Genomic DNA, 14854 nt, shown 5'->3' on the forward strand with positions numbered 1-14854 from the left:
GGCTAGATGGCTTCGTCGCGGTGGCAGTCCTTGGAATAGATGTATTCCATGCGTTCCAGGCCGATGCCGTAGCAGGCCTGCTTGCAGAACGGGGCGATCCAGATGAAGTCGCCGGCCTCCACGGGCATCCACTTTTCATCCAGCAGATAGAGTCCCTCGCCCTGATAGATGTACATGCCGTGCTCCTGGACGTGCGTCTCCACAAAGGGATGGCAGCCGCCGGGCAGGAAGGCCAGGGTGTGGAAGTTCATGTCGAAGGCTTCGTCCACGGGCAGCAGATCGCGCACAAGGACGTTGTCCATCTGGTCGTACAGGCTCTCCTCGATCTTGCGGATGGAGCCGGAGACCACCCACGGCATTTTCATGGCCGGGTCCGGGTGGGGAATGAAGCGCTGCTTGTAGAGCAGGATGGTGACCGGGGCGTCGCCTTCGGATGCGAACTGGAGACCCTTGCCCGGGGGGGAGTAGATGTACCCACCGGCGGTCAGGGTTTCGGTCTTGCCGTCAGCCGTGACTTTCAGCGAGCCTTCGCCGTCCATCACAAAGAGGAAGGTCTCGATGTTTTCCTCGCGACCGTAAGGCATGGTCGTCTTGCCCTCGGTGCTGACCGTGCCGACCATCTGCACAAAGTTGGCCCCGAGTTTTTTGGAGGCCAGGATGGACAGGGCGCACCCCTTGATGCCGGGCACGACGTTGAAGACACGGCCCTCGGTGGTGATGACCGCATATTTGCCGGGTTCGTAGGACGACCGGTTTTTAAGGAATCCTTCAGGATAAGGCATGGTTTTGTACCTTTTTTTGCGAGCGTTCGGCCTGCTTGGTTCATTGCCGTGGCGCGGGGGAGAGGTCGTTTCCCCCGCGCCCTGATGAGGGAGGTGTACTACTTTCCGAACTTGTCGCGCCAGATTTTTCCGGTCTTTTCCATATCCGAATCCGCCCAGGTGCGGCGAATGCGGTTCAGGGTGGGCATACCCAGCGAGAATTCCTGGAGCCAGTTGCGGGCGAAGATGCCGCGCTCGGTCTCCTCGAAGATCTTCTCCATCTCTGCCTCGTTGATGACGCGGGGGCCGCTGTGGCGCACGGCGAACTCGCAGGTGCGGCTGGCGCGGGAGGTCAGGTAGGCCTCGATGCCCACGGCGTCGATGTCGTCGATGATGGAACGGATGGAGCGGATCGCCTTGGCGTAGGCAAAGGAGCGGGGATAGCCGTTCTTGACCATGATCTTGTACATGGTGCGCATCAGGTGGATGGTTCCGCCGTAGAGGACCTGCTCTTCGTAGTTGTCGCCTTCGGTCTCGTGCTGGAAGGTCATGGCCACCACGCCCACGCGGGTGGAGCCCACGGCCTTGGAGATGGCCAGGGCCGTCTCCAGCCCCTTGCCGCTCACATCCTGGTCAACGCTGACGCAGCCCCAGATGCCGGAGCCGTCCTTGAACTTCTGGCGGGTGACGGGACCGGGGCCGTTGGGCACGAACAGGACCACGTCCACATCCTTGGGCGGCTTGATGGTGCCGTAGAGAATGGCGAAACCGTGGGCGAAGCTCAGGGTCTGGCCCGGCTTCAGATGGGAGTGGATGGATTCGTAGTAGACCGAGGGCTGGGCCGGGTCCTGCAACAGAATGTGCACGATGTCCGCCTTTTCCACGGCCTCCTCGATGGAGTAGACCTCGAAGCCGTCGGCAACGGCCTTGTCCCAGCTGGAGTGGCGGGTGCGGTCGCCCGCGCCCACGATGACCTTGATGCCGCTCTCGCGCATGTTCATGGACTGGGCGCGGCCCTGGCTGCCGTAGCCGATGACGGCGACGGTCTTGCCGTCCAGCGCTTTCAGGTCAACGTCTTCGTCACGGTAGATTCTTTCAAATTCGATGTCGCTCATTGTATTTTCCTTATAGTCGGTATTGGGTGATCGGCTATTTCGCCGCGGCGTAGGTCACGCCCTCAGGGTCGTTGCCTGTTTTCATCACGCAGTGCAGGAGCACGTCGGTTCCGGCAGCACAGTCGGACCAGGAGGTCTCTTCCACCTCGGCGTGGCTGCGGCCGTCGATGCTCGGCACGAAGATCATGGCGCTGGGCGCGATCTGGTTGATGTAGACGGTGTCGTGGGATGCGCCGGAAACCATGTCCAGGGCGGGCAGGTTCAGAGCATCCGCCGTCTCGCGGATCAGTGCGGTCAGGTCCGGGCTGAAGGGGGCGCGCTCCACGGCCCAGGTGCGGTGGATGTCCGCGCCGCAGCCGGTCAGCTCCGCCTCTTCGGCAATGGCCTGTTCAATGGCCGCGCACACGGCGTCGGTCTTGGCCTCGTCCCAGCCTCGCACGTCGATGGTGAACCGGACATGCCCGGCAATGACGTTGCGCGAATTGGGGGTGGGGTGCACCTCGCCCACGGTCACGACCACGTCGCCGGAGTCCAGCCCGAGGTCGAAGCAGCGCCGCGCCATGCGGGAGAACGCGTAAACGGCGTCCTTGCGTTCCTCCATGGGCGTGGTCCCTGCGTGGTTGGGCACGCCCGTCACGTCCACGTCGTACCAGCGCAGGCAGACGATGCCCTTGGGCACGCCGATGACCTTGCCCTGGCGTTCCAGCACTGGACCCTGCTCGATGTGATATTCGAAATTGGCGTGCAGCGGCGTGGGATCATAGTCCTCCGTCCCCTTGTAGCCGATGCGCTCCAGTTCGCCGCCGAAGGTCTTGCCCTCCCGGTCGGTCAGTTCATACATGGCCTCGCGGTCCAGCTTGCCGACGAACACGCCGGAACCCGTGGTGCCGGGGGTGAAGCGGCTGCCTTCCTCGTTGGTCCAGTTGACCACCACGAAGTCGCGTTCCAGCTGCACGCCCGCATCCTTCAGGGTGCAGACCACCTCCAGGCCGCCGATGATGCCGAGGATGCCGTCGAACCGGCCGCCCTTCGGCTGCGAGTCGCAGTGCGACCCGGTCAGCACCGGCGGCAGGGCGCGGTTCTTGCCCGGCAGGACAAAGAACATATTGCCCATGCGATCGATCTTGGTCTCGCACCCTGCTTCCTCGAACCACGCCTTGAGCTGGTCGCGGGCCGCACGGTCCTCGTCGCTCAAAGCCAGACGGGTGACCCCGCCGTTTTCCGTGGCCCCATAGGCGGCAATCTCCGTGAGGAAGCGTTGCAGCCGTTCGGGGTTGGTTCTCAGTTCTTTCATAACCTCTTTCCTTTGTTGTTGGCGGGAGTAACGAGCATCCCGGCGCCCGCCCGGTCCGTAAGCCGGTATCCCCCCGTTTCAAATTCGTGGATGCAGACCAGATTGCCCCGCAGCCATGTTTGTTCGACGCGGCCGGTGCAATGCATACCTTCGTATGGGGTCTGCTTGTGTTTCGTCAGTTGGTTTTCGGCCCGGATGGTCCACTCGGCGGCAGGGTCGAAGAGGACGAAGGATGCTTCGCTTCCCTCGGCCAGAGTGCCCTTGTCCGGATAGTGTCCCATGAACCGGGCCGGTTCCGCGCTGTAAAGCCGGACCAGTTGCCGGATATCCAGGCCGCGTCGGACAACCCCCTCGGTGTGGAGCAGGGCAAAGAGGTATTGCACGCCGTTGATGCCGCCCCAGCAGTCGTCAAAGGCGGCACACTTTTTCTCCGCCGTTTCGGCGGGCGAATGGTCCGTGCCCAGAAAGTCTATGTCCCCATCGGTCAGCCGCTGCCACAGTCCTTCAATGGCCGCCGTATCGCGCACCGGCGGTGTGCACTTGAGCGGTCCCCGGATGCGGCGCAGGTCGTCGCCGGTGCAAAGCAGGTATTGCGGGCAGGTCTCCACGCTCACCGACACGCCGCGCTTCCGAGCCTCGGTCACGAGGTCCACGGTCTCCGGCAGGCTGGCGTGGCAGACGTGCAGGTGCGCGCCGCTTTTTTCGGCCAGCTCAATGGCCGCGCGCACGGCGGAAAGCTCTGTCTCCGGCGAGTGGATGGCCAAAAATCGGTCGATCTCTTCCATTGCTGCCGGGCAGGCCTGGGCATTGCGATCCATGGCGGCCTGATCCTCGCAGTGCGCGCCGATGAATGCGCCGAGTTCTGCGGTTCGGGCAAAACCGCGTTGCATGGTCTCCGGGCCAGGCGTGGGGAATCCGGCCCCGGCGTCGCAAGTGAACATTTTGAAGCCGTAGGCTCTGGCTTCGGCCATGGGGCCCATCTCGGCCACGTTGTCTTCCACAAAGCCGCCCCAGATGGCGAAATCCACCACCGAACGATTGGAGGCGCGCTCGATTTTGTCGCGCACGTCGGCAGCGGTCAGGGTGTATGGTTCGTTGGAGAGGGGCATGTCCGCAAACAGGGTGATGCCGCCCGCCGCCGCTGCGGCGGAGCCGGTGGCGTAGTCCTCGCGTCGGGTCAGGCCCGGTTCGTTGAAGTGGACGTGCAGGTCGATGAAACCGGGCAGGACGAGCTTGCCTGTGCAGTCCACCACCTGTTTCCCTTCCATTTTTTCGCCGGTCGGGGCGATGCGGACTATCCGTCCGTCCCGGATGCCGACCGTGGCGTCGCGGATGTCGTCCTCCGTGACCAGCCGGGCATTGTTCAGCACCAGATCAAACATGGCTGCCTCCTTTCTTGGGCAGGGGATAGGCGTAGCCTCCGGCCTTGGAGGTCCCGAGGCCGAGACCGGTCAGCGCCTCCACGAATTTGACGGCGGCGGTGACGCCTTCCACCACCGGGACGCCCAGCTCTCCGGCCAGACGCGGGGCAAGATGGGCCATGCCGCCGCAGCCGAGGACCAGCGCGTCAGATTTGTCGCGCGCGAGAATGTCGAGAGCTGCCTTGCGCAGGACGTCAAAGGCCTTGTCCGAGTCCGCGTCCTCAAAGGCGAGGACGGGCAGATCGGCGGCGTGGACGCCCCGGCACTTTCCGGCCAGTCCGTAACGGGCGGCGTTGTCTTCAAGGATGGGCACCGACCGTTCCAGGGTAGTCAGTATGGAAAAACGGCAGGCGAGCATGGTGGCGGCGTGCATGGCCGCTTCGCCGATGCCCAGCACCGGCCCGGCCAGCAACTCCCGCACCGCGTCCACGCCCGTGTCGTCGAAACAGGCGACCACACAGCCGTCGGCGGGGTGCGCTTCCACCAGTTTGAGCAGGTGATAGGCGGCGAACACGCCGTCCGAATGGCCTTCGATGGAGGCGGGCGCTTCGGGCGGGCAGCAGCCGATGATTTCGGTGCCCGGAGCTGCGACGGATTTACCGGCACCTTCTATGGTCCGGGTCATGGCCTCGCTGGAGTTGGGATTGACGAGCAGGATGCGCATGGCGGTTCCTTATTTCCCGGCGGACCGGCGGCGTTTGAGGAAGTGCAGGAGCGTGAGGGTGCCGACGATGATGATGAGCGAGAAGAAGGTGGTCAGCGTGCCGAGAGCGTAGAGCACCGGGGTGGTCACGTTGGTGGTCATGCCGAATATTTCCAGCGGCAGGGTGTTCAGCGAGCCGGAGGTCATGATGGTGCGGGCGAATTCATCGTAGGAAAGGGTGAAGCCGAAGAGGCCCACACCCACCAGACTTGGCAGGATGAGGGGCACCACCACGAAGCGCAGGGTCTGGAACCGCGTTGCGCACATGTCCGTGGCCGCCGCCTCGTAGGATTTGTCGAACCGGTTGAAGACCGCGAACATGATCAGCAGACCGAAGGGCAACGTCCAGGTAAGGTGTGCGCCGAATGCCGAGGTGTACCAGGAGGCGTCCAGCCCGAGCTGGTTGAAGAGCAGGCCGATGCCCAGGCTGATCAGGATGGACGGAATGATCAGGCTGACGATGGTCAGGTAGAACAGAATCCCGCTGCCCTTGAACGACTTGCGGAAAGCCATGCCCGCCGCCAGTGACACGATCATGGTGGAGAACATGACGGCCACGGCCAGGAGCAGGGAGCGGGTCAGCGCGCCGCCGAATCCGCCCACGGCCTGGGCCTCGAACAGGTTTGCGTACCAGTGCAGGGACCAGCCGTTCATGGGAAAGGTCAGGCCGCCGGAGGGGCCCTGAAAGGACAGGATGCCGATGGTCAGCGTGGGGCCGTACAGAAAGAGAATGAACAGGGCGAAGAACGCGCTCAGAAAGTAGAAGCTCTTCGGCCGGTTGCCGGAAATAAGCATGATGGGCCTCCTAGAGATCTTCCCGGATGTTGGCGAAACGGAAGAGGATGGCGAGCATCATCAGGACCGTTATCAGCAGGGTCACGGCCCCCGCTGCCGCCGCCGGGTATTGCAGCATGGAAATTTCATTGTAGATGAGCACGCCCACCGAAGCGCTCAGGCCGCCGCTCATCAGCCGGACGGTGATGAAGTCGCCCATGACCAGGGTGAAGACGAAGATGGAGCCGATGGTGATGCCCGACTTGGACAGGGGGATGACGACCTGGCTGATGACCTGCCAGGGGGAGGCCCCGGCGTCGATGGCCGCTTCCACCAGCTTGCGGTCGATGCGCATCATGGAGTTGAAGATGGGCACGACCATGAACAGGGTATAGAGGTGGACAAAGGCCAGAATGACGGAAAAATCGCTGTAGAGCAGAAACTCCAGGGGATGGGTGGTCACGCCCAGGGACAGAAGCATCTGGTTGACCAGCCCGTTGCGGCCCAGCAGCGGAATCCAGGAGATCATGCGGATGATGTTTGAGGTCAGAAACGGAATGGTGGCCAGCAGGAAACAGACGGTCTGCGCCTTGGCTGTGCGCAGGTGAAAGGCCATGTAGTAGGCCACGGTGAATCCGATGGTCAGCGTCGCCGCCCAGGTGGTGAAGGCGTAGAACAGGGTCTTGCCGTAGGCCTGCCATGTGACGGACGAGGTCAGCAGAAAATCGTAGTTGTCCCAGATGAAGTCCGGGATGAGCAGGTAGGAATCGTAGTCCCAGAAGCTGACGACAACGATCAGGATGGTCGGAATGACCAGAAAGAAGAGCATGACCAGAAAGAGTGGCGATGCCTGAAGATACGTGAATCTGGAGTTCGTCATGGTGCTGACCGGTTTTTCTTCGGCTCCCCGGCACGGGGCCGGGGAGCCGTGATTTTTGCTTGAGGTCTGTCCGAACGCCTAGGAGGCGATGAACTCATTCCACTTGCGGACCATGTACTTGTTTTCGTCCATGACCGAGTTCCAGCAGGCGAGGTTGCCCATGCGCTGCATGTAGGAGCCGCCGTCGCGGATGGCACCGGCTTTTTCCATTACCTTGCCCTCGGGGCTGACGATGTCCTCGGTGGCGGGCTTGCCTTCGATCCAGTAGCCCCACTCGTTGGCCGTCATGTAATCCTTGGAGGTGGAGGGAGCGGCGCTGTAGTAGCCTTCGCGGTTGAGGTAGGCGCCGACCCAGCCGGAGATGTACCAGTTGAAGTACTCGTAGGCCATGTCCAGCTTGATGCCGGACAGGTGGCGGGCCAGCCCCATGCCGCCGCCCCAGGCGCGGTAGCCTTCCTTGAGCGGCTGGAACTTGCAGGGGATGCCCTTGGCCCGGACGGCGGTGACGGCTGGGGACCACATGGACTGGATGACGACTTCGCCGGAGGCCATCAGGTTGACGGATTCGTCAAAGGTCTTCCAGAAGGCGCGGAACTGTCCTTCCTTCTTGGCTTTCTTCAGCACGTCGATGGTCTGGTCGATTTCCTTGCGGGTCATGTTGCCCTTGTCGGCGTACTTCACCAGGCCTGCGGACTCGCAGATCATGGCGGCGTCCATGATGCCGATGGCCGGAATGTTCAGGATCGAGGTCTTTCCCTTGTAGGCCGGATCCAGAATGTCCTTCCAGCTGTTGATTTCGCGGCCGACCAGATCGGGGCGGATGCCCAGGGTGTCGGCGTTGTAGATGGTCGGCATCAGGGTCATCCATTCGGTCTCGCGGGTGGCGAACTTGGTATCCTTCTGATGCTCGACAAAGCCGACGGTGTGCGGGGCGGTACCCTGCGCAATCTGGGAATCCGGGGTCAGCTTGCCGTTCTTGAAGAGCGGGGAAATCTTGTCGTAGAGCTTGATGCGCTTGGTATCCATGGGCTGGATGACACCGGCCGGGTACACCTTCTTGCACACCCAGTACTCGATGTCCGCAATGTCGTAGCTCTTGGGCTGGGTGACGGCGCGCTGGACAACGGCGTCGGAATCCATGGCGGTCATCTGGACCGTGATGCCCAGCTCCTCCTTGGCTTTTTCGGCAATGGCGTTGACGCTGGCCGTGCCGGTGCCGAACTGGCGCAACACCACATTCTTGCTGTTCTGTGCCCAAACGGTGGGGAAACCGGTGATGACCGGTGCCGCTGCAACGGCTGCAGTGGCCACGGCGGCAGTTCCGAGGAACTTCCTCCGGCTCATCTTGCCGTCTTTCTTGGTATCCTTAACCATGACTCTCTCCTGTCGGTTACTGGTTGCTATGCCTGATCCCGTTGCCGGGGTGGAAGACGTTCATATCGTCGCAGCTCCAACCGAGGAAAATGGATTCCCCGGGATCGATCCGCTGGGAGAAATACTGCCCGTCGGGCATGCTGACCTGAATGGTCGCGCCTGTTTTTGTCTCGCAGTGGAGAATGACGTGGTTGCCCTGGTATTCGGCCATGGCCACGGTGGCCGGCATCGAAACGTCCATACCGGTATCACCTTTGCGGTCGAGGTAAATCCGGTCCGCACGGACCGAAAAACCGTAGTCGCCGGATGCGCCGAGATTGGGCTGGGCGCAGACGCTGTTAACCGTGGTCCCTTCCATGGATAGGGCATGTCTGCCGCCGTCAGTGCGGCATTCGAAATGCCCTTCGAAAATATTGTGTCCGCCGATGAATCCGGCCACGAACGCGCAGTCCGGGGTCTCGAATATATCGCGCGGGGTACCCACCTGCTGGATGACGCCCCGAGACATGACCACGACCTTGTCCGCCAGGGCGAACGCCTCCTCCTGAGAGTGGGTGACGTGGATGAAGGTCATATCCAGTTCCTTCTGGATGTTCTTCAGCTCCTTGCGCATCTGTATGCGCAAAAAGGGGTCCAGGGCGGAGAGGGGTTCGTCGAGGAGGATGACCGAGGGCTTGGTGATGAGCGCGCGGGCCAGGGCTACACGCTGCTGCTGACCGCCGGAAAGCTGGTCGGGCAGGGCGCCTGCGTAGTCGCCCATGTGCACCAGTTCAAGCAGCTCCATGGCCTGGGCGCGCCGGGACTTCTTCGGTTCACCGGCTATTTTGAGGCTGAAGGCCACGTTGTCCACGCAGGAGAGGTGGGGGAAGAGCGCGTAGTTCTGGAACATGAGCGCTGTCTTCCGTTTGGCGGGCGGGGTGTCCGTAATGTTCCGGCTGTCGAGCAGGATGTCGCCGGAGGTCACTTCCTCATGGCCGGATATCATGCGCACGGCCGTGCTCTTGCCGCATCCGCTGGGGCCGAGCAGGCAGCAGTATTCGCCCGCTTCGACGGTCAGTTCGATGCCCTTGAGCGCTTCAATGGTGCCGTACCATTTGCCCACAGCCGACATTTCCACTCTTCCTATGCTACCCATGGCTATCCGTCACTCTTCGCGGTTTGCCGCCCTTCGGGGGGGCGGTCGAAATTGCTCTGTTCGTTGCCTGCCGTTCTTTTCGTCGATCAATCAATGGCTCGTATGAACGAGGCCAGTTCCGGGGTGCCGGGGTTGGCAAAAAGCGCTCTGGGATCGCCTTGTTCATGCACCTTGCCCTGGTGCATGAAGATCAGCTTGTTGCCGACCTCGCGGGCGAAGCGCATCTCGTGGGTGACCATGATGAGTGTCATGCCCTCCTCGGCCAGCCGCTTCACCACGTCCAACACCTCGCCCACCAGCTCCGGGTCCAGGGCCGAGGTGATCTCGTCGCACAGCAGAACCTTGGGCTGCATGGCCAGGGAGCGGGCAATGGCCACGCGCTGCTGCTGCCCGCCCGAAAGCTGGTCCGGGTAGGCGTCGAACTTGTTGGCCAGCCCGACGCGGGTGAGCATGTCCATTGCCAGTGCCTTGGCCTCTTCCTGCGCAACCTTCTTAACCTGCCGGGGGGCGAGCATGACGTTCTCGCCTGCCGTCAGGTGGGGGAACAGGTTGAACTGCTGGAAGACCATGCCCACCTTGAGCCGGAGAGGGCGCAAATCCTTCTCCATGCCGGTGCGACGGTCGCCCTCTATGGCCAGGATGCCGTCGTCAAAGGACTCCAGCCCATTGAGAATGCGGAGCAGGGTGGACTTGCCGGAGCCGCTGCGCCCGATGATGGCGACCACGTCTCCCTCTTCCACCTTGAGGGTCACTCCTTTGAGCACCTCGTTGTTGCCGAAGCTTTTGTGAATGCCTTCAGCGGCTACAAGCGACATGAAGTCTCCTTTCTACCCGCCGGGCCAGTGCCGAAAGCGGAAAACAGATGATGAAATACCCGACGGCGACCAGTCCGTAGACAAGCAGCGGCTTGAACGTCGCGTTGGAAATGATGGAGCCGGTCTTGGTGATCTCCATGAAGCCGATGATGGAGGTGACCGCCGTGCCCTTGACCACCTGCACCGAGAACCCGACCGTGGGCGGCACCGCGATGCGGACGGCCTGCGGCAGGATGACGAAGCGGAGCTGCTGCCAGCGGCTCAGGGCCAGGCTTTCGCCCGCTTCCCACTGGCCGCCTGTGATGGATTCCACGCAGCCGCGCCATATTTCCGCCAGATAGGCACTGGTGAACAGGGTCAGGCCTATGGCGGCGGTCAGCAGGGGCGAGATGTCGAAACCGAGCAGGCCGATGCCGAAAAAGATCAGGAAGAGCTGCATCAGCAGCGGCGTGTCCTGAAAGAACTCGATGTAGATACGGGCGGTCTTTTGATACGCCGGACGCGGGGAAATGCGTGCAAACAGGAGCAACAGGCCGACGATGCCGCCGCAAACAAAGGCGATGAGGGAAAGCCCGACGGTCCAAGCCCCGCCGAGGAGCATGTGACGGACGATATCCCAGAGGGTGAATTCTATCATGCCGTCCTCCTGTCGATGACCCGGCGCCCGAAGATCTGCAATCCCCTGCGGACCAGAATGGCGAGCATCAGATAGACCAGCGTGCTGAACGCATAGATCTCGAAGGCCCGGAAGGTGCGGGACTGGATGAGGTTGGCCACGTAGGTAAGTTCTTGGGCAGCGACCTGCGAGCAGACCGACGAGCCGAGCATGACGATGATGATCTGGCTGCACAGGGCGGGCCAGACGCTCTTCAGGGCCGGGCGGAGCATGATGAACCGGAAGGTTTGCCACCGGCTGAACGCCAGGGATTCGGCGGCTTCCAGCTGGCCTGTGGGCACTGTCATGACACCTGCGCGGATGATCTCGGTGGAATATGCGCCCAGGTTGAGAGCCATGGCCAGGAAGGATGCTTCCCACCCATTGAGTTTGACGCCCATGGCCGGGAGTCCGAAAAAGATGAAGTAGAGCTGAACCAGAAACGGCGTGTTGCGGATGCATTCCACGTAGACCGTATACACGGGGCTGAGAATCCGCAGCTTCCATGCGCGCGACACCGCGCCGAGAATGCCCGCGCCGACTCCGACCGCCGAGGCAAGGACGGTCAGCAACAGCGTCATGACCGCTCCCTGGGCGAACATTTCCCAGTTGTTAATGATCGGCTCTATGGAGAATTGATACGACATTTTGCTGTCTCATCGGGCGGGAGGTCCGTCTCCCGCCCTTGATTCATTTCTACAGATTTTCGGGCAGGGGGTTGTGCAGCCACTTCTCGGCGATCTTGCCGAGTGAGCCGTCCTTTTTGGCCTCGGCGATGATCTCGTTGACCTTGGCCATCAGCTCCGGCTGCTCCTTGGCAATGCCGACGTAGCAGGGGGAGTTCTTGATCATGAACTTGGTAGCCAGCTCCTTGGAGGGGTGCTTGGCATTGATGGAGGCGGCCACGACGTTGCCGGTGGCGACCAACTCGACCTGACCGGAAAGGTAGGCCGTGATCGTGGAGCTGTTGTCCTCGAACCGCTTGATGGCGCAGGACTCGGGAGCAATCTTGGTCAAGGCCAGATCCTCGATGGAGCCGCGGGTTACGGCAATGGTCTTGCCTGCCAGGTCAGCCGCCTTGCTCACGGTGGAGTCGGCCGGGCCGAACACGCCGTTGAAGAACGGGGCATATGCATCACAGAAATCGATGACCGCCGCGCGCTTGGGGTTCTTGCCCAGCGAGGAGATGACCATGTCCACCTTGTCGGTGGTCAGGTAGGGGATGCGGTTGGTGCTGGTGACGGGGACGAGCTTGACCTTTACTCCCAGCTTGGCAGCGATCAGGGAGGCCATGTCGATGTCATATCCAATGGGCTGCATGTCCGGGCCGACGGAACCGAACGGGGGGAAGTCCTGCGGAACTGCGACACGCAGTACCCCGGAATTCTGGATTCTTTCCAGAGTGCTGGCCGCAAGGGCCGAGGTCCCGAAGAGGATGGTGCAAAGGGCCAGCGCAAGGGCCAGCGTACAGAGGCGGCGAAGTGTTGTTTTCATTCTCTCTCTCTCCAATTGATGGTTGCCGGACCGGCGGTAGTTGACCGCGTGGTATGACCGGTAAGTTCGTTTTGGGTCAACTTGCTGTTATTGTCAATCTTAAAAAATAATTCTTGTTCATTTTTATTAATTTTAACAAATTAGTTAAAATACGAAAATAATATTACAAAAATGTGGGGTCAAAAAAAGATATGGACAAAAACCCGACAGGTGTGATGTACACTGCAGGAGCGCACTGGTAAGACCAGTTGGGCCTGATCGGCAGAGGCCGATTTCGTTTGTCATCCATGGAAAGGCCGGGGTGAAGATGAACAGTGACTACTTGTAAGGGAGCGGGACGCATGTCGAGAACCGACGAAGCGATGCAGAGCATAGAGACCATGATTGCGCAAAACGGCTGGGCTCCCGGGTTTCAGTTGCCTTCCCAGCGGACGCTGGCCGAGGAACTGCCGTTCAGCCGTCCCACCATACGGGAGGCGCTGGTCGCCATGGAGGCCTTGGGGCGTGTTGAAATCCGGCCGGGCAAAGGCGTGTTTCTTTCTGCCGGAGAAGTCTCGGCGGCCGCTGCCAGGGTAAAGGTAATGACTCCCTCGGCCGCCCTGTCCGGTCGCGAATCCCAGATGTATCAGTTCCGCTATGCCATAGAACCTGCCATTGCCGGACTTGTGGCCGTGAACGCCACCGCCGCCCAGATCGCGGACATGGACGTGGTGGTGGAGGCCATGCGCACGGCCAAGGCCGCCGGGGACCACACAGAGTTCGCCCGGCTGGACTTCACCTTTCATTCCCAGATGATAGAAGCGGCCAACAACCGATTTTTCACCGAGGCCATCAGTCCGTTTCTCGGCCTGTTTTTCGAGAGCCAGAAGCTGCCGCTCGCACTGGACGACAGTCTGAGCGACACGATCCGCGAACATGAGCGGATCATGGAATATTTTCATAATCACCAACCCGCCGAGGCGCACAAGGCCATGGAGCGGCACATTCACGGCGTAGCGCGACGCGCCGGGGTCAGGCTGGTGGAGTAGGCCGCGCATTTTGAATTTCCTGGCGGAAACCTGTCCGAAATCACGCCGGTCTGGTACCGGCCGGAGGAGTTGTCATGTGCAATCCTACAAGGATCGGCATTGTTATTTGCGATCGCTACCGGTGTTGCGCCGGGGGCAAATGTCTGCGCGCCATGCGTGAGCGCGCGGGCGCATTTTCGGCCTACAAGGACGAGGAAATCGAGCTGGTGGGGTACACGACCTGCAACGGTTGCCCCGGCGGCAACGTCGAGTATCTGGGCGACGAGATGGTCAAGAACGGCGTGGATGTAATTCATCTGGCAACGGGACTTTTGGTTGGATACCCGCCCTGTCCGCACATTGAGACCTTCAAGTCCTATCTGGAGAACAAGTACGGCGTGAAGGTCGTTGTCGGCACCCATCCCATCCCGGAAAAGTACCTGACCACACATACCGGCCTTCACTCCTGGGACGGCCCGGAATGGAAGCCGCTGCTGGCCAATGCCATGACGGACGAGGCAACCCGCAAGGCATACGACTAGATCTTTTCGGCAAGGAACCGGGCGTACCGGAATCGCCCTGTTCCCGGGTTACAGTTTGCCCGGCTCGCCAGATATGGCGGGCCGGGATTTTTTTGTTCGGCAGTGGCGGAAAATTCCTGGCGTGTTGACAAGATTGTTTAAAATGGCGAGGAGAGATAACTGGTGAATTTGTCGAAGTCGGACGTCTTTTATGTCTTCAGCCGGTTGCGGAGAAACATGATGAAGTTGCGGTTTCTGTTTCTGGTCCCTGTCATTTCTATTCTGTTTGTCGCTGCTGCCGTGCAGGCACGGTCCATTCGCGACGAGGGGATCATTGCCGACGAACCCCCGCAAGCCTATGCCGGGTCCGACCGATGCGCCGAGTGCCATGCCGCCGAATATGACCAGTGGTCCAAAACCCTGAAGGCGCGTTTTGTCCGGCGGCGCAAGGATGTGGGCGAACTGCCGGGCAATTGGAAATCCGGTCCGCTACAGGGACGGGAGGACGAGAGCCGGCTTGTTGTCGGCCTGCGTCGCAAGGTGGCCTTTGTGGGCTCCGACTGGCGGGTAATGGGCGCGGAATATTCCCTGGCTGGGCACAGCTGGAAGCGCAGGAACGGCTGGCTGGGCCAGGATTATCGAAGCCGGTGCGGCATGTGCCACCTGACGGGCTGCAATCCCTATCGCAGGGAGTTCGCCGCTCTCGGCGTTGGCTGCGAGGCCTGCCACGGTCCCGGCGCACGCCATGTGCAGAGCGAGGACCCGGACGACATTTTATTGCCGGGCCGGAATGGCCGGGATGTGCTGGAAACCTGCCGCCGCTGCCACAATGGCCGCAACAGTCACGCCTCCGACCTCCGGGGATTTTCCGGAAAATACCACCAGAAATGAATCGGGATGATCAA

Annotated in this window: 16 protein-coding genes; 3 read left to right on the forward strand and 13 right to left on the reverse strand. The window is 61.4% G+C overall.

All coding sequences use genetic code 11. From position 1 onward, the window contains the following. Positions 1-2: 2 nt before the first annotated feature. From allE to ACI0FG_RS03100, 13 genes are all read right to left on the reverse strand, one after another. Positions 3-782, reverse strand: coding sequence for a (S)-ureidoglycine aminohydrolase (gene allE / locus ACI0FG_RS03040; RefSeq protein ID WP_419787083.1), 780 nt, complete (start codon positions 780-782; stop codon positions 3-5). A gap of 98 nt (positions 783-880) precedes the next feature. Further along, entirely contained in the window at positions 881-1876 is a 996-nt protein-coding gene (gene ilvC / locus ACI0FG_RS03045; RefSeq protein ID WP_419787084.1) for a ketol-acid reductoisomerase, read from the reverse strand. 34 nt (positions 1877-1910) lie between these two features. Then, complete coding sequence (locus tag ACI0FG_RS03050) at positions 1911-3170, reverse strand: Zn-dependent hydrolase (RefSeq protein ID WP_419787085.1); 1260 nt, start codon at positions 3168-3170, stop codon at positions 1911-1913. After that, the gene (gene allB / locus ACI0FG_RS03055; protein ID WP_419787086.1) at positions 3167-4552 is read right to left on the reverse strand and encodes an allantoinase AllB; all 1386 of its coding nucleotides are present in this window, start codon (positions 4550-4552) and stop codon (positions 3167-3169) included. Before allB ends, ACI0FG_RS03050 begins: the two co-directional genes overlap by 4 nt. Then, the gene (locus tag ACI0FG_RS03060) at positions 4545-5255 is read right to left on the reverse strand and encodes an aspartate/glutamate racemase family protein (protein ID WP_419787087.1); all 711 of its coding nucleotides are present in this window, start codon (positions 5253-5255) and stop codon (positions 4545-4547) included. The genes allB and ACI0FG_RS03060 overlap by 8 nt, the downstream gene beginning before the upstream one ends. 9 nt (positions 5256-5264) lie before the next feature. Next, a complete protein-coding gene (locus tag ACI0FG_RS03065; protein ID WP_419787088.1) occupies positions 5265-6089 on the reverse strand; it encodes an ABC transporter permease in 825 nt (274 codons plus the stop codon). Between the two features lie 10 nt (positions 6090-6099). Next, entirely contained in the window at positions 6100-6948 is an 849-nt protein-coding gene (locus ACI0FG_RS03070) for an ABC transporter permease (RefSeq protein WP_419787089.1), read from the reverse strand. A 78-nt stretch (positions 6949-7026) separates the two neighbouring features. Further along, positions 7027-8322, reverse strand: a complete 1296-nt coding sequence (locus ACI0FG_RS03075) for an ABC transporter substrate-binding protein (protein WP_419787090.1) — start codon at positions 8320-8322, stop codon at positions 7027-7029. Between the two features lie 16 nt (positions 8323-8338). Continuing rightward, positions 8339-9457: an ABC transporter ATP-binding protein gene (locus ACI0FG_RS03080; RefSeq protein WP_419787091.1), complete on the reverse strand. Its 1119-nt coding sequence runs from the start codon at positions 9455-9457 to the stop codon at positions 8339-8341. An 86-nt stretch (positions 9458-9543) separates the two neighbouring features. Continuing rightward, positions 9544-10272 (reverse strand): amino acid ABC transporter ATP-binding protein, encoded by a 729-nt coding sequence (locus tag ACI0FG_RS03085; protein ID WP_419787092.1) that lies wholly within the window; start codon positions 10270-10272, stop codon positions 9544-9546. Next, positions 10253-10909 carry an amino acid ABC transporter permease gene (locus tag ACI0FG_RS03090; RefSeq protein ID WP_419787093.1) on the reverse strand — a complete coding sequence of 219 codons (657 nt, stop codon included), beginning with the start codon at positions 10907-10909 and terminating at the stop codon, positions 10253-10255. The genes ACI0FG_RS03085 and ACI0FG_RS03090 overlap by 20 nt, the downstream gene beginning before the upstream one ends. Next, a complete protein-coding gene (locus ACI0FG_RS03095) occupies positions 10906-11574 on the reverse strand; it encodes an amino acid ABC transporter permease (protein ID WP_419787094.1) in 669 nt (222 codons plus the stop codon). Before ACI0FG_RS03095 ends, ACI0FG_RS03090 begins: the two co-directional genes overlap by 4 nt. Before the next feature lie 49 nt (positions 11575-11623). Then, positions 11624-12421 carry a transporter substrate-binding domain-containing protein gene (locus tag ACI0FG_RS03100; protein WP_419787095.1) on the reverse strand — a complete coding sequence of 266 codons (798 nt, stop codon included), beginning with the start codon at positions 12419-12421 and terminating at the stop codon, positions 11624-11626. A 341-nt stretch (positions 12422-12762) separates the two neighbouring features. Here ACI0FG_RS03100 and ACI0FG_RS03105 point away from each other — a divergent pair, with 341 nt between their 5' ends. The 3 genes from ACI0FG_RS03105 (at position 12763) to ACI0FG_RS03115 (ending at position 14840) form a co-directional block, all read left to right on the forward strand. Then, positions 12763-13449, forward strand: coding sequence for a FadR/GntR family transcriptional regulator (locus tag ACI0FG_RS03105; protein WP_419787096.1), 687 nt, complete (start codon positions 12763-12765; stop codon positions 13447-13449). Between the two features lie 74 nt (positions 13450-13523). After that, the gene (locus ACI0FG_RS03110) at positions 13524-13970 is read left to right on the forward strand and encodes a CGGC domain-containing protein (RefSeq protein ID WP_419787097.1); all 447 of its coding nucleotides are present in this window, start codon (positions 13524-13526) and stop codon (positions 13968-13970) included. Positions 13971-14132: 162 nt separating this feature from the next. Beyond that, positions 14133-14840: a multiheme c-type cytochrome gene (locus ACI0FG_RS03115; protein WP_419787098.1), complete on the forward strand. Its 708-nt coding sequence runs from the start codon at positions 14133-14135 to the stop codon at positions 14838-14840. Positions 14841-14854: the final 14 nt, after the last annotated feature.

This window comes from Pseudodesulfovibrio sp. 7M6, from assembly GCF_050058625.1.
GTDB classification, from domain to species: Bacteria; Desulfobacterota; Desulfovibrionia; order Desulfovibrionales; family Desulfovibrionaceae; genus Pseudodesulfovibrio; species Pseudodesulfovibrio salinus.